Origin of the sequence: Xanthomonas sp. CPBF 426 (assembly GCF_903989465.1) — a bacterium.
GTDB classification, from domain to species: domain Bacteria; phylum Pseudomonadota; class Gammaproteobacteria; order Xanthomonadales; family Xanthomonadaceae; genus Xanthomonas; species Xanthomonas euroxanthea.
Window position 1 is genome coordinate 1,320,930 of the sequence record NZ_LR861805.1, and the last position, 22,794, is coordinate 1,343,723.

The 22,794-nt window shown below is 63.4% G+C and carries 22 protein-coding genes; 12 read left to right on the forward strand and 10 right to left on the reverse strand.

Going from position 1 to position 22,794, the window contains the following annotated elements; translation table 11 throughout:
• Nucleotides 1-56 precede the first annotated feature (56 nt).
• Nucleotides 57-770: an SDR family oxidoreductase gene (bdcA, locus tag H7A87_RS05690; protein WP_119129177.1), complete on the reverse strand. Its 714-nt coding sequence runs from the start codon at nucleotides 768-770 to the stop codon at nucleotides 57-59.
• A 70-nt stretch (nucleotides 771-840) separates the two neighbouring features.
• Here bdcA and H7A87_RS05695 point away from each other — a divergent pair, with 70 nt between their 5' ends.
• Together H7A87_RS05695 and H7A87_RS05700 are read left to right on the forward strand one after the other, a co-directional pair.
• Entirely contained in the window at nucleotides 841-1,431 is a 591-nt protein-coding gene (locus H7A87_RS05695) for a TetR/AcrR family transcriptional regulator (protein ID WP_119129178.1), read from the forward strand.
• 776 nt (nucleotides 1,432-2,207) lie between these two features.
• Complete coding sequence (locus H7A87_RS05700) at nucleotides 2,208-2,843, forward strand: hypothetical protein (protein WP_180496995.1); 636 nt, start codon at nucleotides 2,208-2,210, stop codon at nucleotides 2,841-2,843.
• A gap of 41 nt (nucleotides 2,844-2,884) precedes the next feature.
• Here the strand turns inward: H7A87_RS05700 and H7A87_RS05705 are convergent, their stop codons facing one another.
• Nucleotides 2,885-3,103 (reverse strand): hypothetical protein, encoded by a 219-nt coding sequence (locus tag H7A87_RS05705; protein ID WP_119129180.1) that lies wholly within the window; start codon nucleotides 3,101-3,103, stop codon nucleotides 2,885-2,887.
• Between the two features lie 555 nt (nucleotides 3,104-3,658).
• On the opposite strand from H7A87_RS05705, the gene H7A87_RS20970 reads away from it, so the two are divergent.
• Together H7A87_RS20970 and H7A87_RS05715 are read left to right on the forward strand one after the other, a co-directional pair.
• Complete coding sequence (locus tag H7A87_RS20970; RefSeq protein WP_321186791.1) at nucleotides 3,659-4,534, forward strand: XVIPCD domain-containing protein; 876 nt, start codon at nucleotides 3,659-3,661, stop codon at nucleotides 4,532-4,534.
• Between the two features lie 129 nt (nucleotides 4,535-4,663).
• Nucleotides 4,664-5,194, forward strand: coding sequence for an AsnC family protein (locus tag H7A87_RS05715; protein WP_119129181.1), 531 nt, complete (start codon nucleotides 4,664-4,666; stop codon nucleotides 5,192-5,194).
• Nucleotides 5,195-5,500: 306 nt separating this feature from the next.
• Here the strand turns inward: H7A87_RS05715 and H7A87_RS05720 are convergent, their stop codons facing one another.
• The 3 genes from H7A87_RS05720 to H7A87_RS05730 form a co-directional block, all read right to left on the reverse strand.
• On the reverse strand, nucleotides 5,501-6,403 hold the full coding sequence (locus tag H7A87_RS05720) for a nucleotide-binding protein (RefSeq protein WP_119129182.1): 903 nt from the start codon (nucleotides 6,401-6,403) through the stop codon (nucleotides 5,501-5,503).
• On the reverse strand, nucleotides 6,400-6,684 hold the full coding sequence (locus H7A87_RS05725; RefSeq protein ID WP_119129183.1) for a hypothetical protein: 285 nt from the start codon (nucleotides 6,682-6,684) through the stop codon (nucleotides 6,400-6,402). Before H7A87_RS05725 ends, H7A87_RS05720 begins: the two co-directional genes overlap by 4 nt.
• A gap of 228 nt (nucleotides 6,685-6,912) precedes the next feature.
• A complete protein-coding gene (locus H7A87_RS05730) occupies nucleotides 6,913-8,766 on the reverse strand; it encodes a DUF2075 domain-containing protein (RefSeq protein ID WP_119129184.1) in 1,854 nt (617 codons plus the stop codon).
• Nucleotides 8,767-9,030: 264 nt separating this feature from the next.
• Between H7A87_RS05730 and H7A87_RS05735 the strand changes: the two genes are divergently transcribed.
• Both H7A87_RS05735 and H7A87_RS05740 read left to right on the forward strand, forming a co-directional pair.
• On the forward strand, nucleotides 9,031-9,327 hold the full coding sequence (locus H7A87_RS05735) for a hypothetical protein (protein WP_119129185.1): 297 nt from the start codon (nucleotides 9,031-9,033) through the stop codon (nucleotides 9,325-9,327).
• A 50-nt stretch (nucleotides 9,328-9,377) separates the two neighbouring features.
• Nucleotides 9,378-9,593, forward strand: coding sequence for a hypothetical protein (locus H7A87_RS05740; RefSeq protein WP_232087930.1), 216 nt, complete (start codon nucleotides 9,378-9,380; stop codon nucleotides 9,591-9,593).
• 224 nt (nucleotides 9,594-9,817) lie between these two features.
• Here H7A87_RS05740 and H7A87_RS05745 read toward each other — a convergent pair whose 3' ends face one another.
• From H7A87_RS05745 to H7A87_RS05755, 3 genes are all read right to left on the reverse strand, one after another.
• On the reverse strand, nucleotides 9,818-10,216 hold the full coding sequence (locus H7A87_RS05745) for a hypothetical protein (protein ID WP_146009980.1): 399 nt from the start codon (nucleotides 10,214-10,216) through the stop codon (nucleotides 9,818-9,820).
• 41 nt (nucleotides 10,217-10,257) lie between these two features.
• Nucleotides 10,258-10,671 (reverse strand): hypothetical protein, encoded by a 414-nt coding sequence (locus H7A87_RS05750; protein WP_147421112.1) that lies wholly within the window; start codon nucleotides 10,669-10,671, stop codon nucleotides 10,258-10,260.
• A gap of 113 nt (nucleotides 10,672-10,784) precedes the next feature.
• On the reverse strand, nucleotides 10,785-11,414 hold the full coding sequence (locus tag H7A87_RS05755) for a TetR/AcrR family transcriptional regulator (RefSeq protein ID WP_104582370.1): 630 nt from the start codon (nucleotides 11,412-11,414) through the stop codon (nucleotides 10,785-10,787).
• A 173-nt stretch (nucleotides 11,415-11,587) separates the two neighbouring features.
• Here H7A87_RS05755 and H7A87_RS05760 point away from each other — a divergent pair, with 173 nt between their 5' ends.
• From H7A87_RS05760 to H7A87_RS05770, 3 genes are all read left to right on the forward strand, one after another.
• Entirely contained in the window at nucleotides 11,588-12,376 is a 789-nt protein-coding gene (locus H7A87_RS05760; RefSeq protein ID WP_102581842.1) for a histidine phosphatase family protein, read from the forward strand.
• On the forward strand, nucleotides 12,376-13,245 hold the full coding sequence (locus H7A87_RS05765; protein WP_119129189.1) for an NAD(P)H-hydrate dehydratase: 870 nt from the start codon (nucleotides 12,376-12,378) through the stop codon (nucleotides 13,243-13,245). The genes H7A87_RS05760 and H7A87_RS05765 overlap by 1 nt, the downstream gene beginning before the upstream one ends.
• Before the next feature lie 426 nt (nucleotides 13,246-13,671).
• Nucleotides 13,672-15,132: a glycoside hydrolase family 30 protein gene (locus H7A87_RS05770; protein ID WP_232087931.1), complete on the forward strand. Its 1,461-nt coding sequence runs from the start codon at nucleotides 13,672-13,674 to the stop codon at nucleotides 15,130-15,132.
• A 273-nt stretch (nucleotides 15,133-15,405) separates the two neighbouring features.
• Here H7A87_RS05770 and H7A87_RS05775 read toward each other — a convergent pair whose 3' ends face one another.
• Nucleotides 15,406-16,308 (reverse strand): SDR family oxidoreductase, encoded by a 903-nt coding sequence (locus H7A87_RS05775; protein WP_119129192.1) that lies wholly within the window; start codon nucleotides 16,306-16,308, stop codon nucleotides 15,406-15,408.
• A 184-nt stretch (nucleotides 16,309-16,492) separates the two neighbouring features.
• Here H7A87_RS05775 and H7A87_RS05780 point away from each other — a divergent pair, with 184 nt between their 5' ends.
• Nucleotides 16,493-17,200 carry a DUF429 domain-containing protein gene (locus tag H7A87_RS05780; protein WP_119129193.1) on the forward strand — a complete coding sequence of 236 codons (708 nt, stop codon included), beginning with the start codon at nucleotides 16,493-16,495 and terminating at the stop codon, nucleotides 17,198-17,200.
• A 1-nt stretch (nucleotide 17,201) separates the two neighbouring features.
• Here the strand turns inward: H7A87_RS05780 and H7A87_RS05785 are convergent, their stop codons facing one another.
• The gene (locus tag H7A87_RS05785; RefSeq protein ID WP_119129194.1) at nucleotides 17,202-19,556 is read right to left on the reverse strand and encodes a GH92 family glycosyl hydrolase; all 2,355 of its coding nucleotides are present in this window, start codon (nucleotides 19,554-19,556) and stop codon (nucleotides 17,202-17,204) included.
• A gap of 310 nt (nucleotides 19,557-19,866) precedes the next feature.
• On the opposite strand from H7A87_RS05785, the gene H7A87_RS05790 reads away from it, so the two are divergent.
• Together H7A87_RS05790 and H7A87_RS05795 are read left to right on the forward strand one after the other, a co-directional pair.
• On the forward strand, nucleotides 19,867-20,505 hold the full coding sequence (locus H7A87_RS05790) for an alpha-ketoglutarate-dependent dioxygenase AlkB (protein ID WP_119129195.1): 639 nt from the start codon (nucleotides 19,867-19,869) through the stop codon (nucleotides 20,503-20,505).
• A gap of 421 nt (nucleotides 20,506-20,926) precedes the next feature.
• Nucleotides 20,927-22,621 (forward strand): FAD-dependent oxidoreductase, encoded by a 1,695-nt coding sequence (locus H7A87_RS05795; protein ID WP_104649775.1) that lies wholly within the window; start codon nucleotides 20,927-20,929, stop codon nucleotides 22,619-22,621.
• Nucleotides 22,622-22,794 lie beyond the last annotated feature (173 nt).

Genomic DNA, 22,794 nt, shown 5'->3' on the forward strand with positions numbered 1-22,794 from the left:
GCCGCCGTCGGTCGCACGTGTCGAGCTGCAGTGCCGTCAACGCAGACGTCGCCGCGCTATGCTCCAAACGCACCATCGATCGTATGCATCGCCCCGGTGACAAAGCTCGCTTCCGGGCCTGCCAGCCAGGCCACCATGCCGGCCACTTCGTCGGCGCGGCCGTGGCGCTTGATCGCCATGAAGCTGTGCATCAGGTCTTTCATCGGCCCGTTTTCCGGGTTGGCGTCGGTATCGATCGGGCCCGGTTGCACCACGTTGATGGTGATGCCGCGCGGCCCGAAGTCACGGGCCAGCCCGCGCGCCAGCCCTTGCAGGGCGGATTTGCTCAGCGCGTAGGACGCCATGCCGGGCAGCGGCATGCGGTCGCCGTTGACCGAGCCGATCACGATGATCCGCCCGCCGGGCGGCATCTGCCGCGCGGCCTCCACGGCGGCGTGGTAGGGCGCGTGCACGTTGATGCGGAACAGCCGGTCCACCGCGTCCGGATCCTGATCCAGGGCATCGCCGAACAATGCGATGCCGGAGTTGACCACCAGCACATCCAGCGGCCCGTTGCGGCGCACCGTGTCGATGACCGCATCGCGGTCGGCGCTGTCGGCCAGCACCGCGGTGCTGCCGGTGTCACCGGCCAGGCGCTGCGCCGCCTCGGCAGAGCCGGCATAGGTAAACGTCACCCGTGCGCCCTCGGCCACGAAGCGCCGCACGATGGCGGCCCCAATCCCCCGGCTGCCACCGAGCACCAATACCGACTTGTCTTTGAACGCTGACATGCATCACCTCGCAATTAATGTAGCGAGTAATACATAATAGTTTTCGCCTGCCGTCAAGGATTTTGTAACTATGACTACAGAAACCCCCCGAGCCCGCGGCCGGCCGCGGGCGTTCGACCCGGACCAAGCGGTCGCCACCGCGCAGCAGCTGTTTCATGCGCGCGGCTACGACGCACTGAGCGTGGCCGACCTCACCCAAGCGCTGGGCATCAACCCGCCCAGTTTTTACGCCGCCTTCGGCAGCAAGGCCGGCCTGTATGCGCGCATCCTCGACCGCTACGCGCAGACCGGGGCCATCCCGTTGCCACAGATCCTGGACACCGCCCGTCCACTGGCCGACGCGCTGGCCGACGTACTGGAGCAGGCCGCCCGCTGCTACGCCGTAGACCCTGCCGCCACCGGCTGCCTGGTGCTGGAAGGCACGCGCAGCAACGACGCGCAGGCGCGCGAGGCCGCCTGCGGCTTCCATGTCGCAGCCCAGGAGTTGATCCGCTCCCACATCGCCAAGCAGCGCCCGCACGACGCAGACCGGCTGGCGGACTTCGTCAGCACCACCATGGCCGGGCTGTCCGCCAGCGCCCGGCATGGGCAGAGCCTGGAGCGTCTGCTGGCGAGTGCGCGGTTGGCGGGGGAGGCGCTTCGGGTGGCGCTGCGCGGATAGTGCAGGGAGGGCGCGGGAGCAGGTGGCTTTCGATGGCGTGAGCGCACCTGCTCGCTAATCGAGGTGCGCTTGCCGCTACCCAGTACGGTCAATGGGCAGGTGGTACGAGATGGTCGTGACCGGCCGTCGCTCAGGCGAAGTCGTTGTCGGATGACTGGTGCGGCAAATCAGGAAGGACGGGGCAGCGCCTATGGGTCATCCATGCTCTAGGCTAGCTTTAACACAGGCTACTTCGACCTCCTTGTGCAATGCTGGCGATCACATGGAGCCGCACGCAGCGTGTTGGTTGAACGTTCCGAACCATCCGAATTGCTGCTCACCCCGGACAGTCGCGCTGAGTCCATACCAGATGGCGTCTTTGCGGGATGCAGCGTCTATTTCGGTCCCGAAATGAGAGTGTCGCTGAACCGTTTTCGTCTGCGATCAGTCACTTGACCGAGCCTGCTCATGCGGCCACAGTCCGTGGCGTTCGCCCTCTTCGTTCAAGGATGCCCGTGAAGAAGCTGACGCATTGCATTGTGGCGACCGCGCTGGCGCCCATCATGACGCTTGGGTGTGCACGGCTTTCGATGGAACTGGCTGCCGCAAAACCCCCAAGTGGTGCACACGCAGCATCGTCTTTTCCTCAGGCGCCTGCTGCGACGCCTTCACCTTGGGTGTCCTTCAAACTGGAACGGCAGATGGGCGCCGTCTGTGTGGACCGTACGCAATCACAGGGCTCCTCGCCTGCGCCTTTGCTAAGGGACGGGTTTTGCAAAGGCCCGGCACCTGCGCATATGGCGGCTGCATTGCTTGCCCTGCCTGCAGATGCGGTCGATGCCTCGCCGCAAGCGCGCGAAGCGCGCCTGCGCGATGCCGTGTACGTGGCCGCACCCGGATTGGGACGGCGCGCGGACTTCACTGTGGTTGCGGGTGATCTGACGATCCGTTCGTTTGAAAGTGCGGATCCTGACAAAACGGTGTACTTGGTCTGGCCGGTGAAATGTGGCGCGGGCGAGGCAGGCCTCGCGTGCCAGTCAGGCAAAGGGCGAAAGGCGTATCGCGTCACCAAGGACGGCACCGCACGCGATGTCAGTGCAGCGGTGTTTCCACCAGCGCCTAGCTTGACTGCAGAAGATGTTGCCCGGCAAAACGACCACGGCGGCTCGGAGCTTTTTCTGTTCGATGACAAGCTGCCCTTGGCGCCGACAATGCGATGGTTGATGGAATTCGACCCTGACCAGCCGCTGGCCACCGATGACCCAAAGCGCGTCGGGTCTTACGCCCATTTTGGTTTTCTTCGGTGGACAGGCGAACGCTTCGAGCTGGTAGAACGAGTTGCTAGAGCGCAGTGGCCTTGTCGCCAGCAGCGCACAGGCGAACCGGCATGTGCGGATTATCCAGATGGTGAGGACCGTTTCATCAGCGAGTGACCACTTCTGCAAGGAGCATCGAAATGGCGAGATCCAACGATTTAGACATCCGCGCGACTGCCGACCAGATTTCTGCGTTGTTCAACGCCAATCGACAGGCCGAGGCGCTGCGCATGCTTGATGAGCGCAGACAAGGCCAGGCAGAGGTCTTGCGTGACGCACTGGATCGCTATATCGGCGCAGCGTCCGCCGGTGCAATCGCCAATCAACAACAAGGGCCGGTCGTCGCCGCGGATGCCAGTGTGCTGCAACGCTTGCAACTAGCCGCGTCAAACCAGCCAGCAATTCCGCCGCAGGCGCAAATGGCTGCCTTGAGCGACGCGCAGCGCTATGACGTCTATGCGAGCATCGTGCAGGTGAGAGGTAACGAGGCCGCGCACGAGGCACTCTCGCGACCCAACGAGCGCGTGGTATTAGGCCTTCGCCAGGAAAACTCAACGCTTGCGGCCATGCAGGATCGCGCGCATGCCGGAAGCTTGCGGAGCGACGATCCGGCAACCCCTGCCATCAACGAAGCTCAGGGCGGCACGGGCGTCTACAACGACCGCCTGGTCGTACTGTGGAAGGATGCCGATGGCACGCGTCATACGCAGGTCGCCCAACAAGCAAACACCGAGCCGACTGCGCAGTACGATCATCATGCAGGCAACACGGGGCGGCGCCCGCGTGCGGAAGGCGGCATGGAGAACAGGACATTTGCACCGTCGCCAGGCTTTGAAAGCATCACCAGGCCCAGGAAGATCGAAGGCGAGGATGTCAATGCCGATGGCATCAGGGATCTCGGTCGCCTGAGCGAAGGCACCATCGAGATGCGGATGGGGCAGCACCCAAATCCCAGCCGGCCAGGCACCCAAGACAACGCATTACGCCCAAGTCAGGCGGCTGTCGATGCAGGGCGGGGCGGGGTACAGCGGGATAGCAATGCGGACGGCTGGTTTGATCAAGCCGATCTCAACGGTGTGCAAAATCTCAACGACACCTTCAAGATTCATAGCGGTTCCAGCGGCAGTACCGATTCGGCTGGCTGCCAGACAATTCATCCAGCCGAGTACGATGGGTTCATCGCGGCGGTTCAAGGCAACCCAGCGCAGACGCGCTGGCAATACGTGCTGACCAGCACTACACCCGGGCCGGTGCGGGAGCAGCAACAGGACCAAGGGCGAGGGCGTGAAGGGGTACAGCCAGGGCAGGAGGAGCAGGGGCATCGGCCGGCCCAGCCGCAGCGGCAGAACGGCGGGCCTGCAGTGCCGGTGCCTGGGAGGCCACGACAGGCAGACGCAGAAGACGCCCACCCCGCGCCTCATCCGTTGCATGCACAAGCCAGCACCTTGGTTGGCCGGTTGGATGCCAGCATGGGCCGCGCCAGCGATGCGCACAGCGAGCGGATGAGCGCCAGCCTGGCCCACTTGGCAAAAGAGCACGGGCTCGAGCGCATCGACCACGTAATGCTGAGCAACCAGACTCCGCGTGCAGCGGCCGGTGCCACCGTGTTCGTGGTACAGGGCGAACCCAGCAACCCGGCCCATCTGCGCGCCAGCATGCCCACCGACGTGGCCGTCACTACGCCGGTGGAGCAATCGCTAGCAAAGCTGCAAGAGCTAGATGGGCGTACCTTGGCGCAAGCGCAGAGTCAGGCGCAGGAGAGAGGGGTAGTGCAGGAAGAGGCTGTCAAGCCGCGAAGTATTGGGTGAGGTCGTCCGTTCCCACTGTTTGGCTGTAGATCAAGGCTCGGGGTTCGCTTTCGAAAATGCCCGCTTGCAAAAATCGCTCGCTCGCCGGATATTCCATATTCCGGAATATGGAATAAGGCGGGCTTGGCTGTGGAACTGAAGCCCCAGGATCTGGTGGTGCTGTACAAGCAGGTCGCCCAGGCGGGCCAGGCCTGGACCTATGCCTCCCTTGGAGAAGCGCTGGGCATGAGCGCCTCGCAGGTGCATCGCAGCGTCAAGCGCGCGGTGGCATCCGGCTTGGCGCTGAAAAAAAGTCGCGGCGAGTGGGAGACGGTGCGCACGGCGCTGCACGAGTTTGCGGTCCACGGTGTGCGTTACGCCTTTCCTGCCGTGATCGGGCCGCTAAGGCATGGCATTCCGACGGCCTTTGGCGTGCCCCCATTGTTCACTGCGATTGCCAGCTCCCCAGGGGAGGCACCGGTGTGGCCAAGCGCGCAGGGCACAGCCAAAGGCCCCGGCTTGTCGCCGTTGTCGGCCGGTGCGCCCAACGCTGCGCTGGCCGACCCTGCCTTGCACCAACTGCTGGCGCTGCAGGACGCCCTACGCAGCGGGCGTGCCCGCGAGCGAGCGCTGGCAGCGCGCTATCTCAAGCAGTTACTGGGGCTTGGCGATGCGATCTAATGATCCTAATTTGCCGCATCTGCTTGTGATTGCGGATGCACTAGGCGAGCTTTGCGAACAGGTGTTCTTCCTCGGCGGGCGGTCGTTAGCCTGATCAAACACCTGGCAGAGAAGGTGTGCGCCGGGCACCGTAACCTGAGTTGGCTATGCCTACGCGAACTCAGATAACGGGACATCTTCAATCGACGGGGCGCCAGCCTCCGCAGGAGCATCTCGTGTGTTTCCTCTCGCATTAGGACTGTCTGATTGAAGTGGTAGCAGCTGCACAGGCTAGATGATCCGCCTCTAGTTGGGCTTGAAAGCGGGTCATCCCATTACCCGGTTCCAGTCAATCGCATAGCCGGCCGCCTTGAGTTCTTTAGCAAGTTCGGTCTTCCAGCCACTGTTATCTTCCATTGCCGTCCAGACCACTCCCGCGAAATCGCTAGGGATCTCCACGTTTCCTTTCTTCAATGCACAAACGTTCTCACGTCCCAGTCTGGCTATAAAATAGCCTAGCTCCAGCAACACGTTCTGGCGGGCACGGTATTCCCATCTCTCGGTACCGGCGGAACGTCCTTCATCATCTGGCGTGAGCAGGACAACCGCGAAGCCGACATCCGAGTGCGCCACAATCTTCTCGATGATAGTGCGCCCCTGATTGGCCTGCTCGTGCAGAATCACCACGTCGATTCCAATTTTTTCAAGAAATCGGGCGGCCGACTCACGTGCGGCAACATCACGCCCATGCACTATGAAAACTTTGTTCGATTTTGGCGGAGTTATAAGATTGATAACCGTACTGCCACTTGCCTTCACGTAGGCTTTGAAATCCCTGGCGAACGGGACAATCAATTGCCCTGTCATTGTCTGAATGCCGCTGATGATCTTCTTGCCTGAGTAATAGAACTCGTGCGAAAGATCGATTGCTCTTCGCGGGTCCTCCGCCAAGTACTTCACCAACAATAACTGCATGCCAATTTGTCTTTCTGGATCTTCCGGCCAATTCAACACGTTGCTGCCAACGAAGCTGCTCCCAGTTTTTCGGCCATCTTCGATGAACTGGTCAAGATTAAGGTCAGCAGTCAACTCTTCATTGAATTGAGCAAGATCCGGGTGATTCAGGAGCTGTCCCAGCTTCCGCAGTGGGCGCTCGTAGGTTTGCAGTGTTGCTCCCTGGAGGTCGAGCACCGTCGAGTTTATCTGATCAAACAAGTCGAGCGCGGTCATTGCTCACCTCTCTCAAGGCGTGCCGCAGCAGCGCGTTCGATTATCGCTTCGCGAAATTGTTCCTTCATCCCGTCAACCAGCTGCACGACAAGTGGGTTGTCAGCCCAAGTGGCGATCTTCGCATCTAGGGTGGTATTAGTTTGATGTATTGCAGACTCAATACTGGCGGGGTCGTTGGGATCGAATTTCACCGTTTCAATTTCGCCATCGAGCTCTTCTATGGCTAGTTGCGCTTGTGTGAGCTGTTTTGTCAGTTTGTCTAGGCCGTCAATCTTAAACATCTTAAATCCCCTTGGTTATTAAGTAATACAACGTTAATTTTTCCATGTCGGTGCATGGTTCTACTTAGACGGCTATTCTTCGAAATGCAGAAATCCTTCTACCTTAGCGGCTTAAGTCGCTGGGAACGACTAGAACGCCCGATGTAAATCGGGTGTAGCGAGCGGGCCGGAAAGCCTAGAATAGGAACTCCTATAGGTTCGAAAGGTATCTGCTTTGGAATGAAGCTGTCACACAATGATCGATTTCTTCAGCTCTGAGTCGGCTACATAGACATAGCAACCCTTCATGCCTCGGCTCATCAGGGTTTTGTACGTGTTCCGGATGATGCGATCCACGCGGTCATGAATCTCCGGATTATTCTTGGATTGTGACTTGTATCCACGTATCGAGCGGTCTTGCTTTGAACGCTTACTCGGATCGGTAACCAAGCGGTCTCCACGCCAAGCCAAGTCGGTGCCGATGATCACACCTACATAGTCCAGCTCCAATCCTTGGCAGGTATGGATACAACCGACTTGCTCGACGGAGTTCTCAGCGATTGCCCACAAGCTGCCATCGCTCCCCAGATTCCATTGCGCCCGATAGCCATGCTCGGGAATTTCAATGTCCCAAGCGTTCGCATCGCCTTTGCTTTTCCAATCCCAGCAGTAGCCGGCGACAACCCGTGACTTGTTGTTGAGCTTGTTTTTCTCTCGGATCAGGTTATGCAGTTCCACCGGAGAATCGACGATGCGGAAATCAAAGGCGTTACGGTCGAAATCGGCATTGGCGGTTTGACGGATATCGAGGAAGTTGTCCAGCCAAGCGATGTAGCCATCCGAACCGGCGCAGCGGAACTGTGAGGCCAACTCAAGTTCAGTCACCTCGGCATTGAGATCTGCGGCCCAACGGCGCAATTCGCCGGTGTGGCCGATGTCTGACAAGGTGACGACCTGGTCGTCGTCGACGAAGAAGATAGTGCAGTGGGCGCTACGGATGAGCTCCATCACTTGGTTCTGGCCTAAATTGCCGTACAGGCCACTCTTCTCGTTGAGGCGGTGCGCCTCGTCCACCACCAACGCACCAAACACATTTTGTTCGGTCTGATGAAAGTTTCCTGAGCCCGAGAACAGGTTGCCGATTTCAATCTTGCGTATATGCCCGGCCAGCTTTTGCGCGTAAACCGCGCGTGGAGCGGCGTTCTTAGATACGTATTTGGTGGTGACGCCACGCTTGGTCAGCTCAACCATCAGGTTTACTGCCACTACTGATTTCCCGGTGCCGGGGCCCCCCTTGATGATCAGGACCTGTTTGCGTTCAGCGCTGGCCTGTGCAGTAAGCGCCAGACAGGTTTCGTAGGCCAACTTCTGCTCGTCAATCAGCACAAATTCCTGATTGCCCTTGATCATGCCGACAACGTTGTCGGCAAGCATCTTGGAGGGACGGATACGGCCTTGCTCGATTTTGTAGAGCAGTTGGCCGTTGTCGCCCTGTCGCACATGCTGGCGAATGAACTCCCGCAGCTTGCGCTTCTCCTCAACGCCACGCAGAAACAGCGGTGCTTTGTCGGTGTACGCCGCATAGCGGGGATCGTCGATGGTGCCATCGCGAAAATGGTTGTGCAGGTAGGCACAGGGCTGCAGCTGCACGCCTCCTTCGTGCACCGCTTCGTTGAAGCCTTGTAGCAGTGCGGAATAAGACCAGGCTTGGTAGGATGGATGCAGGCCTTCGCTCTCGTTCGCCCCACCGCGCTGCGCTTTGACGATGCCGTCCTTATCGGTGACGGATGACGTCGACCATTGCTTGAGTTCTACGATGATCGCGCGCGGTTCATTAGTCTCGCCCAGCCCACTTAGAATGAAGTCGATGCGCTTGGCGGTTTGTGCGATGCCGAATTCGATTCCGATGCCCATGTCATCCGGCAGGTTGTCATCACTTAGAACATCAGCCATGTGCGTAAGGGAGTGCCGCCAGGCTCGGAACTCGCTCTCGGGCGCATATCTCCCTGTCTTGACGGTGTAAGCGTTTGAAATTACTCGTTCGATGGGCTGTTGTTGCGAAAGCAGAAGAAACGCGGCTTTGGTCGACTGGTAAACAATCACGCTTGGCCTTCCCGCCTGTTTGGTTTGAAACAAGCGGACATTGTGCACTTACCGATATGCCATCTGGCAAGCGATAGAGGCCAACTTACAAGGCTGGATCGGTAATCAAGCTCGGCCATAGCTGGCATGGGTCTCTAGTTTTCGCTATTGCACTTGACCTATTCCAGTTGCGATAGCAATCTTTACCTCACGGAGCCTCGGAACTCCTCGTACAGCGGCTTGCCACCTCCGAAAATGGTGGTTTCTCTTGATGCGAGAGATCCTATGACCGAGGCTCATCGTCAACCCAACGCCGAAGCTGGCTACTTTTTGCCAGAAAACGCGCAATACCGCCTGCAGCAATTACGCGACCACATGCGGTTTTTGGCGCGCTTGGCGCAGCCACGCACGCAGGCCGAAGAGCAGTTGCGGCAGCCAGCCATCCGCTTGGACGAACTGGCGTGCTGCCTGGAGCTGCTGGCCGAGCAGGTGACGCAGGCACTGGCGCAGGTGCAGTGGCCCGCGCGCCTGGAGCCCGACGCCTCTGACAGCGAACGTGCTGACGCCGGGGAGGTCGCATGAGCCGGCCAGTGATGGCGTCGCCCCGTACACGCAGGCGGGCAGGGGATGACATGCAGCGTGATGCGTTTGCCTTCGGCATTACCGTGGAGCAGGTAGATGCACTGGATCAGTTGTTGCTGACCGTCGCCGCCCATGGCGATGTGATCGCTGCCGGCAACGCCGATCGGCTGGACCGCGGCACCTTGCCCGTGTTGGGCAGCGCTATCTTTGATGCGGCGGGCGCCATGCGCACCATCCTGGATCAGTTGGCGCTTCAGCGCCTTTGATGATGGTCGGTGTGGCCGGGCGCTGCGGCTTTGTCGCGGCATGGCACGACGCAGTGATGGTCCACTGGTTGCTTGCTGTCCAGACGTCCTGCCAAACCCGATCTGTCCATTGCCACCAATCTGCCATTGGCTGGGCATTCTGCGGACAGGTGCCGTTACCGGCGTCGCCGTCAGATCGGTCCTCGCGGATGTACTTGCAGTGTGTTGTTATCCTGGAAAGGTGATCAGTATTCCGCCAGTGAGCCGGTATACCAGTATGCTTTGCCGTTGATCGTGCGTTTGTTGAACTTGAGCGTGCCTCGCTTGCCCTTGATTTCAAGCGTGAACGACGGTGGCAAGTCGGTGCGTCCGGGGTTGGTGAAAACGATGCGCATGTGGTTCGCAGTTGGCTTGAAGTACCACTGCGTGCTTTCCGATGGAAGCCCGCGTGATGCAATGTCCGGCCAGGTCATGACCAGGCCGCCTATGCCATCAGGGTCGCCTCCGCTATAGACCAGAAAGCTGTAGCCGGCGGTATCTGTTTCAAACGACAGGACATCGCCGGTGGCGCCAGCGGACGTACTTGTCAGCAGGGCGATCAACAAGATCAGACTGGTCCATAGACTGCGCATGTGTGTTTTCATCGTTCGTCCTTTTGATGGATCCTGTAGCGTTTGCCGAGCCGCTAAGGGTAGGCGTAGGGGCCCACTATCCAGGAGGCGCTGCCTGGAATGACGCGCTTGCCAACGGTCAGGCGGCCACTTCTACCCTCTATCTCCACAGTAAAAGACGGGGCGTATTGAGGGTCGCCTGGATTGACGAATTTGGCTCCTGCGCGGGTGTGTTCCTTATCCAGGTGGTACTTCACGCCGGTGAAAGGCAGGTCCCTGTGCTCATAGCCGGGCCAGCGAATCATGGCGCCGGCGATGCCGTCGTTTTCTTTGCTTCCACCACCGACATACAGTTCGACTTCATATGTGTTGTCAGCGCTTCGAAAGGTGACGACCGTACTTGTGGCCAGTGCAGGAATGCTAGCGAACGCAAACGCCACGAGCAGCATTAGCAGCACAGTTACCTTGGGCGTGATTCGATTTCGCATGCGACATCCTTCCTTGGTATGAAGCTGGATCTTATCTGGTCGGCATTCTGGAACCGGTACAAGCGCACAGCATCAGCTGTGTAATCGCAGCCGACCACGCATGAAGCAGCCGATCACACCGGCGCAGACTTCAAAATCCCCGACAGACTCTCCCGCAGTATCAGCTGCAGATGCATGCGGTTGAGTTCCATGCCGCTGGTCATCACGCTGTGCAGGCCGCCGCACATGGCGGCGACGGCGAAGACGCGGGCCTGGAATTCCTGTTCGCTGCTGGCCGGGTCGGCGTGGCCGCGGAGCAGGCGCTTGAGCAGGGCGCTGAGGTGTTCGATCAGCGATGCGCTCTGCCGGCGCATGAAGGCGGCCAGCACCGGGTCGCGCAGGGTGGCCAGGTGCAGTTCCAGGTCGATGCGGGTGCGCTTGATGTTGATTTCCTGCAGCAGCCATTCCTCGAGCAGGCCGGCGATGAAATCCACCACGTGCACGTTGGCCGGGCGTTCCACCAGCCACATCTGGCGGATGGCGCGCATGTAGTTGCGCTCCAGCAATGCGCGCACCAGCGCGTCCTTGTCTTCGAAGCGTTGCAGCAGGCTGCCGCAGCTGACCCTGGCGCGCTCGGCGATCAGTTCGAAACTGGTGGCGCCCAGGCCGATGGCGTCGATGCATTGCTCGGTGGCGTCCAGCACCTCTTCCAGCAGCAGTTCTTCGCGCTCTTTTGCCGTGCGCAGCAACAGGACGTTGGACATGGGCGGCGGGCTGGTGGGGGGCTGCAGTATAGCGGCGCGGCGTTCGTTGTCCGTTGCGTTCGCTTGTTGCTGCGCCATCAGTCATGGATGCGCGTGCGTATTGAAACGCCGGTCACGGATGCGCTGGTCGACCATGTTTTCACGGCGGCTGTGCGACACCTGAGGCCGACGTTGTGCAGGAGAAGCATGTGAGTGAGAACAGTGCGGTAGCCGGTGTCTCGGCGCAGTGGCCGGCGCGGTTGTGGGTGGTGCGGCATGGGCAGAGCGCGGGCAATGTGGCGCGTGATCTGGCCGAGTCCAATGGGGCGGCCTTGATCGACCTGGAGCACCGCGATGCGGATGTGCCGTTGTCGGACCTTGGCGAGCGCCAGGCCGAGGCGCTGGGGGCGTGGATGGCCGGCTTGCCCGAGCAGGAGCGCCCGACGCTGATCCTGAGTTCCACCTACATACGTGCGCGCCAGACTGCCGCTGCGGTGGCGCGTGCGCTGGGGCAGCCGGCCGAGTCGGTCAGCGTGGACGAGCGTTTGCGCGAGAAGGAATTCGGCGTGCTCGACCGCTACACCACGGCCGGCATTCTTGCGACCTTTCCGGAGCTGGCCGAGCAGCGCAAGCTGGTGGGCAAGTTCTACTTCCGCCCGCCCGGTGGCGAGAGCTGGTGCGATGTGATCTTCCGCCTGCGCGGGGTGGTGGGTGACCTGCAGCGCAACCATGTGGGCGCGCGGGTGCTGATCGTGGGGCATCAGGTAATCGTCAATTGCTTCCGTTACCTGATCGAGCGGATGGACGAGGCCACCATCCTGGGCATCGACCGCGAGGGAGATGTACCCAATTGTGGCGTCACCGAATACGCGGCTGTGGCCGATGGGCAATCGCTGGAGTTGCTGCGTACCAAGTTCGTGCCGCCGGAGCTGGCCGACGAGCCGGTGACCACCGAGTCCGACCGCCCGGCCGGGGCGCGCTGATGGCCGCCCCGCGCGTGCGCATGCTCACCGCGGCCGCCTTGCGGTCGATGCCGTTGCCGGCCCCGGGTGGCGACAAGGAGCAGCGCGGGCGCGTGTTGATCGTGGGCGGCTCGATGCGCGTGCCCGGTGCGGTGCTGCTGGCCGGCGAGGCGGCGCTGCGCACCGGTGCGGGCAAGCTGCAGATCGCCACCGCCGCCAGTGTGGCGCCGGGCATGGCCTTGGCGGTGCCGGAGGCGCTGGTGCTGGGGTTGGCGCAGAACGGGCAGGGCGAGATCGTGCGCGGGCATCGCGCGCTGGACGGGGCGATGGCGGCCTGCGATGCGGCAGTGATCGGGCCAGGCATGGCGTCGTCGGCCACCACCACGGCGATGGTCAGGCGCGCCGCCGAGCAGGCGGTGTGCACCTTGGTGCTGGATGCCGGTGCGTTATCGCGTGGCCTGCGGGCGCCGATCGGGCGGCCATTCGTATTGACGCCGCATGCGGGCGAGATGGCGACCCTGGCCGGCGACGATAAGGCGGCGGTGGAAGCGGCGCCGGGCGCGTACGCGCTGAAGTTTGCGCAGAAGCTGCGCAGCGTGGTGATCCTCAAGGGCGCGGACAGTTTCATTGCTGGGCCGGATGGTGCGCTGTGGATGCATCGCGGGGGCGCATCCGGGTTGGGCACCTCCGGGTCTGGCGATGTGCTGGCCGGGTTGATTGCCGGGTTTACCGCGCGCGGCTGCGATGCGTTGACCGCTGCGTTATGGGGCGTGTTTGTGCATGCGGCGGCGGGCAGGCAGTTGGCCAGGCGGATTGGGCCAGTGGGGTTTCTGGCGCGCGAGCTTGGACTGGAAGTGCCTGGGATTCTGGATCGGTTGGCGCGGGGGTGATCGACGCTCGTCGCGTTGATGCGGCGCGCAGACCAAGCCTTTCCCCAGCGGGAGAGGGGTTGGGGTGAGGATGCGTCTGCTGGAGTCGTGGGGCTGTCTTTCCAGTTGGGGTTTAGGTTGTTGCCTTGATTGCAGTGGGTTGGTTGCACTCTGAGCAGACGTATCCGCATCCGGCCCTTCGGGCCATCTTCTCCCGAGGGGAGAAGGGAGTGTCCGATGGTGGAAGGGTGCACGGTTGCGCTCGTTTGTTGCGCGATGTTGCGCCGCGTTGGTCGGTTAGGCTTGGTCACCAACCTGGGAGGGTGCACGGTGAAGCGAACGATTGCGTGGTCGGTGGTGGGGGTTCTGGGGGTTTGGGGTACTGTGACTGAAACGGTGTTGGCATCTGCATCTGCAACAGTAGCAACAGCAACAACGCCGATTCCGATGCTGGCATCGACGGCACCGTCTGCATCCACGCCCGCATCGAAGGCGGTAGAAGCTGCGGTTGCGGAGGCTGCTACTCCGCCAGCCACTGCCGCCGGTGCACTACGCGTTTACACCTCCGCCCAAGGCGCCACGCAGCAGATGCGTGTCAGCACTGCCGATGCGCCCACCGCCGGGCATGCGTTGACCGAGAAGGAGAACTCCATCTTCGTCAATCCGCAGCGGCGCTTCCAGAAGGTGCTGGGCATCGGCGGGGCGATCACCGACGCCAGTGCCGAGACCTTCGCCAGGCTGTCCAAGCCCGCGCAGCGCGCATTGCTCACTGCCTACTACGACCCGCAAAAGGGCATTGGCTATACGCTGGCGCGCACCGCCATCCACAGCTCGGATTTCAGCAGCGGCAGCTACACCTACATCAAGGAAGGCGATGCGGCGCTGAAGAGCTTTTCGGTCAGGCACGATGAGCGTTATCGCATCCCGATGCTGCGCCAGGCCATTGCGGCGGCCGGCGGCAAGTTGACGACATTCGCCAGCCCGTGGAGCGCGCCGGCCTTCATGAAAGACAGCAACAACATGCTCAAGGGCGGCAAGTTGCTACCCGCGTATGCGCAGGCCTGGGCCACCTACTACACGCGCTTTATTGCGGCCTACGAGAAGGCGGGCATCCCGATCTGGGGCATCAGCCTGCAGAACGAGCCGATGGCGGTGCAAACCTGGGAGTCGATGGTGTTTTCCGCCGAGGAAGAGCGCGACTTTTTGAAGAACCACCTCGGCCCGACGATGGAGCAGGCCGGCTATGGCGACCGCAAGATCATCGTGTGGGACCACAACCGCGACATGATGCTGCACCGCGCGCATGTGATCTTCGACGATCCGGAAGCGGCGAAATACGCGTGGGGCATGGGCTTCCACTGGTACGAGACCTGGGCCGGGTTCGCGCCGATGGTGGAGAACGTGGCGGCGGTGGCGCAGGCGTACCCGGACAAGCCGCTGTTGCTGACCGAAGCGGCGGTGGAAAAGTTCGACCCGGCAAAGTTGCAGTACTGGCCCAATGGTGAGCGCTATGGCACCGCCATCATCAACGATCTCAATCATGGGGCGGTGGGCTGGACTGACTGGAACATCCTGCTCGATCAAAATGGCGGGCCGAACCACGTGGGCAATTACTGCTTTGCGCCGGTGCATGCCGACACGCGCACCGGCGAGGTGATCTACACGCCGAGCTATTGGTATATCGGCCACTTTTCCAAGTTCATCCGCCCCGGCGCGCGTCGGGTGAGTGCGGCCAGCAGCCGCAGCAATCTGGCAACGACGTCCTTTCTCAACACCGATGGCAGCCTGGCGACGGTGGTGATGAATGCCAGCGACGTAGCGATCCGCTACAACCTGTATGTGGGCGCGGCGTCCAGTGAATTGGAGATCCCGGCGCATGCGATCCAGACGGTGGTGATGACGGAGTAAGCGCAGGCCGTGGGCAGAGCATTGGTGGGGTTGCGTACCCTCATCCGCCCTGGGGCACCTTCTCCCGGCGGGAGAAGGGGAGCTTTTGCAATGATCGAAGCCGTCTTTGCGTAGCTGGTCGAACTACCTTGGGGTTCGGTGGTGCTGATGCACCAGCATTCGAGACTGCCGCCACTACCGAAAACGCCACCGAAAAAACCCCGCCGACCGCTGCGCATGCAGCGATCGGCGGGGTTCTGGTGGCGTGACGCTGGAAGTGCGCTTTAAGCTAACTCAGGACAGCAATAAGCCACCGGTGGCACCAAACACTTCGCCGGTGACGTAGCTGGATTCCTGCGAGGCCAGGATCACGTACAGCGGCGCCATTTCCACCGGCTGGCCGGCACGCTTGAGCGGGGTTTCCGAGCCGAACTCGGGAATCTTTTCCGGCGGCTGGCCGCCGCTGGGCTGCAGCGGGGTCCACACCGGGCCAGGTGCGACCGCGTTGACGCGGATGCCCTTGTCGGCGACCTGCTGGGCCAGGCCCTTGGTGAAGTTGACGATGGCCGCTTTGGTGGACGCGTAGTCCAGCAGCGTCGGCGAGGGCTGGTAGGACTGGATCGACCCGGTGTTGATGATGGATGCGCCCGGCGGCAGGTGCGGGATGGCCGCCTTGCACAGCCAGAACATCGCGTACACGTTGGTCTTGTAGGTGGCGTCGAACTGCTCGGTGGTGATGTCGGCGATGTCTTTCATCGCGGTCTGCTTGCCGGCGATATTGACCAGCAGGTCCAGCCCGCCAAGCTCCTTGACCGCGCGTGCGACCAACTGGTCGCAGAAAGCCTCATCCTTGAGATCACCGGGGATGCTGATCGCCTTGCGGCCTTCGGCCTCGATCAACTTCACCACCTCCGCAGCGTCCTGTTCTTCTTCCGGCAGGTAGTTCAGCACGATGTCGGCGCCTTCGCGTGCGTAGGCGATTGCAGTGGCGCGGCCAATGCCCGAGTCGGCGCCGGTGATCAGCGCCTTGCGGCCCTTCAGGCGGCCGAAGCCTTGGTAGCTCTGCTCGCCGTGGTCGGCCTTGGGCTGCAATGCATGGATGGTGCCCGGCGCTTCCTGGGTCTGCTCAGGGAACTTCGGCTGCGGAAACTGGGTGAGCGGGTTCTGCATTTCATACTGGTTCTTGGTGCTGGACATGCGCTGGCTCCTGCATTGGGGGATGGCAGGGCCGCAGCGTGCTGCGGCCGATGCGGAGCAGTCTGGAAACCACGGCGATGCGTGCGGGTGAACGAATGTTGTGCATGATGTGAACGCGCCACGCAGAGGGCGTGCGTGCGGTGCTGCTGCGCCGTGCACGCAGGCCACGACCGGGAGGACCGCAATGCAGTGTGTAGGGATCGATGGCGCCGGCAGCGGCTGGCTGGCGGTGTGGCAGGCCGGCGATGGATTGCAGTTTGCCGGCTACCCCACAGTGGCCGCGGTGGCGAGCGCATTGGGGGACGTCGCCGTGCTGGGCGTGGATATCCCGATCGGTCTGAGCGAGCACGCGCCCCGCGCTGCGGATGTGCAGGCGCGGCGCTTTGTGGGTGGGCGCCGCGCATGCAGCATCTTTGCCGCGCCATTGCGCGGCATGCTGCATGCACCCAGGCAGGTGGAAGCCTCTGCGTTGCATCGGGCGCTGGACCACGACGGGCAGCGTGGCTTTGGCGTGCAGTCGTTTGCGCTGCTGTCGAAGATTCGCGCCTGGGACGATGCCTTGCGCGCCGATCCGGCGTGGGCGGAGCGCGTGTTCGAGGTGCACCCGGAGGTGTCGTTCGCCGTGCTCGCCGGCGGGCATGGCCTGGCGGCGGGCAAGAAGAGCAGTGCAGGCCACCAACAGCGCGCCGCCTTGCTGGGCCAGTGCTATGGCGCCAGGCAGGTGGCCGCGTTGCTGGAGCGCGTGCCGCGTGCGCTGGCCAAGCCGGACGATGTGCTGGATGCCCTGGTGGCCTGCTGGAGCGCGCAGCGCATTGCCGCAGGTACCGCCGGCAGCCTGCCGGCGGTGGTGGAGCGCGACGCCTGCGGGCTACGCATGGGCATCCACTACTGACTCAGCGCGTCTGCGTCGACATCGAATACGGCCGCTGCGCCGGATCGGTGGCCCATTGCGTGTTCGGTGTGGCCTGCATGCGGAAGCGCAACTCGCCGCCGGCCTGGATTTCTTCGTGCGTGAGGTAGGCGCGGGTCAGCGGCTGGCCGTTGAGGGTGACGCTGCCGATGTAGCTGCGCGCCTTGCTCAGGCCATCGGCAATCACGCTGAAGCGCTTGCCATTGGGCAGCTTGAGCGTGGCGCGCGGCAGGAACGGGCGGCCGATGATGTACTGGTTGCTGCCCGGTGCCACCGGATAGAAGCCCAGCGTGGTGAACACGTACCAGGCCGACATCTGGCCGAGATCGTCGTTGCCGGCCAGGCCTTCGGGGCCGGCGTGGTATTGGGTGTCCATGATCTGGGTCAGCCGTGCCTGGGTGCGCCAGGGCTGGCCGGCGTAGGCGTACAGATAGGCGACATGGTGGCTGGGCTCGTTGCCGTGCGCATACCAGCCGATCAGGCCGGTGATGTCTTCCATGTGCGCGAATACCTTGGGGTCGACCTTGGCATCGAACACCGCATCCAGGCGCGCCAGAAGTTTGTCGTCGCCGCCATGTGCGGTGGCAAGCCCGGCGACGTCCTGCGGCACATACCAGGAGTACTGCCAGGCATTGCCTTCGGTGTAGTCGCTGCCGTAGCCGCTAGTGGATGGATCGAATGGTTCGCGGAAGTTGCCGGCACGCGTGCGTGCACGCATGTAGCCTGTAGCGGGGTCGAAGGCGTGCTTCCAGTTGCCGGCGCGCTTGCTGAATTCTGCGGCGATGGCGGGCTTGCCGAGCTTGTCGGCCATGCGCGCGATGGTCCAGTCGTCGAAGGCGTATTCCAGCGTCTTGGACGCGGCTTCGCCTTCTTCGTCGATGGGCACGTAGCCCAGCTCGCGGTACTGCGCGATGCCGTCGTAGGGGCCGTAGTTGGCGCTGGCGACCATGGCATCGAGCGCTTCGTTGGCATCGAAGCCGCCGATGCCTTTCATGTAGGCGTCGGCAATCACCGGCACGGCGTGGTAGCCGATCATGCACCAGGTTTCCAGGCCGTGGAACGCCCAGACCGGCAGGATGCCGTAGGCGCTCTCACGGCGCGAGGCGAGCAGGGAATTGACCATGTCGCTGCTGCGTTGCGGCGGCTGCACCAGGGTCAGCAACGGATGCAGGGCGCGGTAGGTGTCCCAGAGCGAGAAGGTGGAGTAGTTGGTCCAGCCATGCGCCTGATGCACCGCATTGTCCGGCCCGCGGTATTGCCCATCGCTGTCCATGAACAGGGTGGGGCCGAGCAGGGTGTGATACAGCGCGGTGTAGAGCTGGGTGCGTTGTTGCGGCGTGCCTTGCGCATCGATCGCCGACAGTGCCTGTGTCCACTGCGCGCGTGCATCGGCACGCACGCGGTCGAAATCGAAGCCCGGCACCTCCGCATCGAGATTGGCGATGGCGCCGGCCTCGCTGACCGGCGACAGCGCAACCTTGACCACCAGCGGCGTGCCATCGTTGGCAACATCGAACACGCCGACCAGTTGCCGGCCTTCGATCTGTGCGCGCTGCGCGGGGTTCTTCTCGCCCGGCGGCGGGAATCCCTTGTACGGGATGTCCTGCTCGGTGTCGTGCAGTTGGGTAGCGGTGAGTGGGCGCGAAAAACGCATGGCGAAGTACAGCTGGCGGCCGGGTGCCCAGCCGCGGGTTTCGCGAAAGCCGGTCACGGTGCCATCGCCGCGTACGCGCAGCCGCGACCACTGCACCTTGCCGGGGTAGTCGTACAGGCTGGTGCGCAGGTCCACCAGCACATGCGCCGGTACGCCCTTGGGGAACTGATAGCGATGCACACCCACGCGCGCACTGGCGGTGAGTTCTGCGCGGATGTTGCGGTCCTTCAAGGTCACCGCGTAGTAGCCGGGCTGCGCCTGCTCGCTGGCGTGGTCGAACTGCGCGGTATAGCCGCTGCCCGGTGTGGCGGCATCGCCGCGTTCGAGCTTGACCTGGCCGGTTTGCGGCATCAGCAGGACATCGCCCAGGTCCGAATGCCCGGAGCCGGAAAAGTGCGTGTGCGAGAAGCCGACAATCGTGCTGTCGCCATGCCGGTAACCGGCGGCCCAGCCATAGGCCTCCTTGCGCGGCTTGATCTGCGTGTCCGGACTCAGCTGCACCATGCCGAACGGCACCGTGGCGCCGGGATAGGTGTGGCCTTCGCCACCGGTGCCGATGAACGGATCCACCGCGCTGAAACCCGCGTCGTCTGCGCGTGGCGCCGCGTTGCCGGCGAAGCTGACGCAGGCGGCAAGCAACGCCAGCCAACGCAGGGGAGAGAAGGCGATTGAGCGATGCTGCATGCGAACGGTTCCAGGCGGATGCAGCGCCGGACCGTAGCACAGCTGTCGGGCCTGATCGCATGGCATCCATGGCTGCATCGTTGAGCTCGCTAACCCGTGCGCGGCGGGCGGCGGTGATGCGTGTGCCTGTCTTTGAGAGGTTGCCGGCGCTGCGCGCAGGAGGCAGCGGATGCGCAGATCGGTCGCCTTTCTGCACGGAACGAGCGCAATGCCAGCAACTGCGAGAGAGCGTGCGAATGCGGGGCTTCAGCTGCGGGCAATCGCAACGCCGGGCTGCTGAAATCGCGCAAACCGTCCGCATATCACCCCGATGGATCTGTTCGATACTCCCACCGTGCCCGTGCAGCTGCTGCACGATACGCAGGGCGGCGTGCGCTATTGGCCGCAGCTGCTGGCGCCTGCCGTGGCGCAGCAGTGCTTTGCCGCGCTGCGCCAGGCGACCGACTGGCGCAGCCAGCGCCGCGAGATGTATGACCGTGTGGTGGAGGTGCCGCGCCTGCTGGCCTCGTATCGGCTGGATGCACCGCTGCCGCCCGGGCTGCCGCTGCAGGCGCTGCTCGCTGCGGTGCAGGCCGTGTTGCCTGCCCCGTACAACGCCGTGGGCCTGAATCTGTATCGCGACGGCCGCGACAGCGTGGCCATGCATCACGACAAGCTGCAGACACTGCAGGCGCCGTATCCGATTGCATTGGTGTCGCTGGGCGCCACGCGGCGGATGCAGCTGCGCGCAAAGGACGGCAACACGCGTGCGATCGCTGTGGAACTGGCACCCGGCAGCCTGCTGGCGATGAGCCATGCCTCGCAACTGAGCCACGAGCACGGCATTGCCAAGACCGCACGTGCGGTGGGCGAGCGCATCAGCGTGGTGTTTCGCGTGCGTCCGGCAGAGCGCATGGCCGCCGGCCAGCACGGGCCGCACTGGGAGCAGGTGCAACCGGCGCGTGGCTGAGAAGGCGTGGTGCACGTTTGTCGGCATGCTGCGGAGCAAGCGGAGTAACCAGAGCAGCCCGAGCAACAGCAGCAACAGCAGCAACAGTAGCGACAGGTAACCGGAGCAATCGAAGCGTTCGAGCGCGGCGTGCCGGCAGCGGCTCCAGGGCCGTGTTCGCTTGGCGGCCAGCGCAGCGGCTGCGTCAGTTACGTTCTGCGCGCACGGTTGCGGCTGGTCGTGCCGATCGCCGCTGGTGAGCGTGCGATGCGCTGACACCTGCGTGATGCGTTGTGCCTGCGCGAACACCGCACTGACGTACCCACCCGTGCTGGTCGTGCATGCGCGCTCTGTCGCGCCCGGCATGGCCCATTCGGGTGATTGCCATCGCCCTCACGGCTGGCCATGCTTGCATGCACTCCCCCCTCAGCGTCGCCCCTCCATGTCCCTGGCCGATACCCGCCACCATCAGATGTTTCCCGAGCTGGACTCGGGCCAATTGGCGATCACGCGGCGTTTTGCCAGCGGGCCGGCGCAGCGTTTCGCTGCCGGCGAGATCGTCTTCGACGTGGGCGATGCGCACGCACCGGTGTGGGTGGTGCTGGAAGGCGCCATCGAAGTGGTCCGGCGCGACGGGCTGGGCAACGAAAAGCCGGTCACCTCGCACACGCCCGGGCAGTTCACCGGTGAGGTGAGTCAACTCGCCGGGCGCGCGTCGCTGGCCGGCGGACGTGCCGGGCCGCAGGGCTGCCTGGCGCTGCCGTTCGACACCGCGCATCTGCGCGCGCTGATGATCAGCTCGGCCGAAGTCGGCGAGGTGGTGATGCGTGCGTTGATCCTGCGCCGGGTCGGCCTGATCGAAGGCGATGCCTCGGGCTCGGTGCTGATCGGCGAGCCGGACGATCCGCACCTCACCCGGTTGCAGGGCTTTCTGACCCGCAACGGTTACCCGAACACGGTGATCGATGCCTCCGACGAGGAAGGCCGCGCGTTGGTGCAGCGCTTCGGCATCCAGGAGCAGGAGTTGCCGGTGATGGTGTGCCCCAGCGGGCGGGTGCTGCGCCAGCCCAGCGATGCCGAGGCAGCGCATTGCCTGGGCATGACCCCGGACATCGACCCGGACAAGCGCTACGACGTGGCGATTGTCGGTGCCGGCCCGGCCGGCCTGGCGACGGCGGTGTACGCGGCGTCCGAGGGCCTGTCGGTGCTGGTGCTGGACCAGCGCGCCATCGGCGGGCAGGCCGGCGCCTCGGCACGGATCGAGAACTACCTGGGCTTTCCGACCGGCATTTCCGGCCAGGCGCTGGCCGGGCGCGCCTACAACCAGGCGTTGAAATTCGGCGCCGAGCTGGCGATTCCGATCGAGGCCGGCACGCTGGAATGCGGGCGCGACGATGGCGCGCTGAAGCTGGATCTGGCCGACGGCAAGCAGCTGCTGGCCAGTACCGTGGTGATCGCCTCGGGCGCGCGTTACCGGCGTCCGGAGATCGACGGGCTGGAGCGTTTCGAAGGCCATGGCGTGTCGTACTGGGCCTCGCCGGTGGAAGCGCGGCTGTGCGAGGGCGGGGTGGTGGCGCTGGTGGGCGGCGGCAATTCCGCCGGCCAGGCGGTGGCGTTCCTGGCACCGCGGGTGAAGGAGCTGCACCTGATCATTCGCGGCGAAGGGCTGGAATCGTCGATGTCGCAATATCTGATCGACCGCATCGCCGTGCTGCCGAACGTGCAGCTGCATGCCGGCACCGAGGTGTCTGCGCTGGAGGGCGATCCGGAGCGTGGTCTGCAGGCGGCGGTGTTGCGCACGCGCGCCGACGGGCAGACCACGCGGGTGGAGTTGCGGCATCTGTTCCTGTTCGTCGGCGCCGACCCCAACACCGGTTGGCTGCAGCAATGCGTCGAGATGGACAAGCGCGGTTTCGTCGTCACCGGCAACGCGCGTGGGGATGGCGTGCCGGCCTGCCTGCCGCTGGAAACCAACCGCCCCGGCGTGTTCGCCATCGGCGATGTGCGGGCCGGCTCGGTCAAGCGGGTGGCCGCGGCGGTGGGCGAAGGCGCGGCGGTGGTGGCGCAGATCCATCAGTACCTGGCACATCAGGCCAACCCGGTGCCGGCTTCCGAGCTGGCCAGCGCTGGGGAATAGGGAATCGGGAATCGGGATTGGGGAATCGGGAATCGGGAATCGGGAATCGGGAATCGGAAGAGCGAGTGCTTTTGGCGGCTCGATTCCTCCATTCCTTGGCCATCCGGCTGTTACCACTCGGTACGCGCGATCTGAGGTCGCTGGCCCGACACATCGTCACACTGCGTGCGCCG

Bases quoted from the DNA above. Each gene is read 5' to 3' on its own strand.
- bdcA (WP_119129177.1), bottom strand. From the start codon at position 770: ATGTCAGCGTTCAAAGACAAGTCGGTATTGGTGCTCGGTGGCAGCCGG.
- H7A87_RS05695 (WP_119129178.1), top strand. From the start codon at position 841: ATGACTACAGAAACCCCCCGAGCCCGCGGCCGGCCGCGGGCGTTCGAC.
- H7A87_RS05700 (WP_180496995.1), top strand. From the start codon at position 2,208: ATGGCGGCTGCATTGCTTGCCCTGCCTGCAGATGCGGTCGATGCCTCG.
- H7A87_RS20970 (WP_321186791.1), top strand. From the start codon at position 3,659: ATGGGGCAGCACCCAAATCCCAGCCGGCCAGGCACCCAAGACAACGCA.
- H7A87_RS05720 (WP_119129182.1), bottom strand. From the start codon at position 6,403: ATGACCGCGCTCGACTTGTTTGATCAGATAAACTCGACGGTGCTCGAC.
- H7A87_RS05725 (WP_119129183.1), bottom strand. From the start codon at position 6,684: ATGTTTAAGATTGACGGCCTAGACAAACTGACAAAACAGCTCACACAA.
- H7A87_RS05735 (WP_119129185.1), top strand. From the start codon at position 9,031: ATGACCGAGGCTCATCGTCAACCCAACGCCGAAGCTGGCTACTTTTTG.
- H7A87_RS05740 (WP_232087930.1), top strand. From the start codon at position 9,378: ATGCAGCGTGATGCGTTTGCCTTCGGCATTACCGTGGAGCAGGTAGAT.
- H7A87_RS05745 (WP_146009980.1), bottom strand. From the start codon at position 10,216: ATGAAAACACACATGCGCAGTCTATGGACCAGTCTGATCTTGTTGATC.
- H7A87_RS05750 (WP_147421112.1), bottom strand. From the start codon at position 10,671: ATGCGAAATCGAATCACGCCCAAGGTAACTGTGCTGCTAATGCTGCTC.
- H7A87_RS05755 (WP_104582370.1), bottom strand. From the start codon at position 11,414: ATGTCCAACGTCCTGTTGCTGCGCACGGCAAAAGAGCGCGAAGAACTG.
- H7A87_RS05765 (WP_119129189.1), top strand. From the start codon at position 12,376: ATGGCCGCCCCGCGCGTGCGCATGCTCACCGCGGCCGCCTTGCGGTCG.
- H7A87_RS05770 (WP_232087931.1), top strand. From the start codon at position 13,672: ATGCTGGCATCGACGGCACCGTCTGCATCCACGCCCGCATCGAAGGCG.
- H7A87_RS05775 (WP_119129192.1), bottom strand. From the start codon at position 16,308: ATGTCCAGCACCAAGAACCAGTATGAAATGCAGAACCCGCTCACCCAG.
- H7A87_RS05780 (WP_119129193.1), top strand. From the start codon at position 16,493: ATGCAGTGTGTAGGGATCGATGGCGCCGGCAGCGGCTGGCTGGCGGTG.
- H7A87_RS05785 (WP_119129194.1), bottom strand. From the start codon at position 19,556: ATGCAGCATCGCTCAATCGCCTTCTCTCCCCTGCGTTGGCTGGCGTTG.
- H7A87_RS05790 (WP_119129195.1), top strand. From the start codon at position 19,867: ATGGATCTGTTCGATACTCCCACCGTGCCCGTGCAGCTGCTGCACGAT.
- H7A87_RS05795 (WP_104649775.1), top strand. From the start codon at position 20,927: ATGTCCCTGGCCGATACCCGCCACCATCAGATGTTTCCCGAGCTGGAC.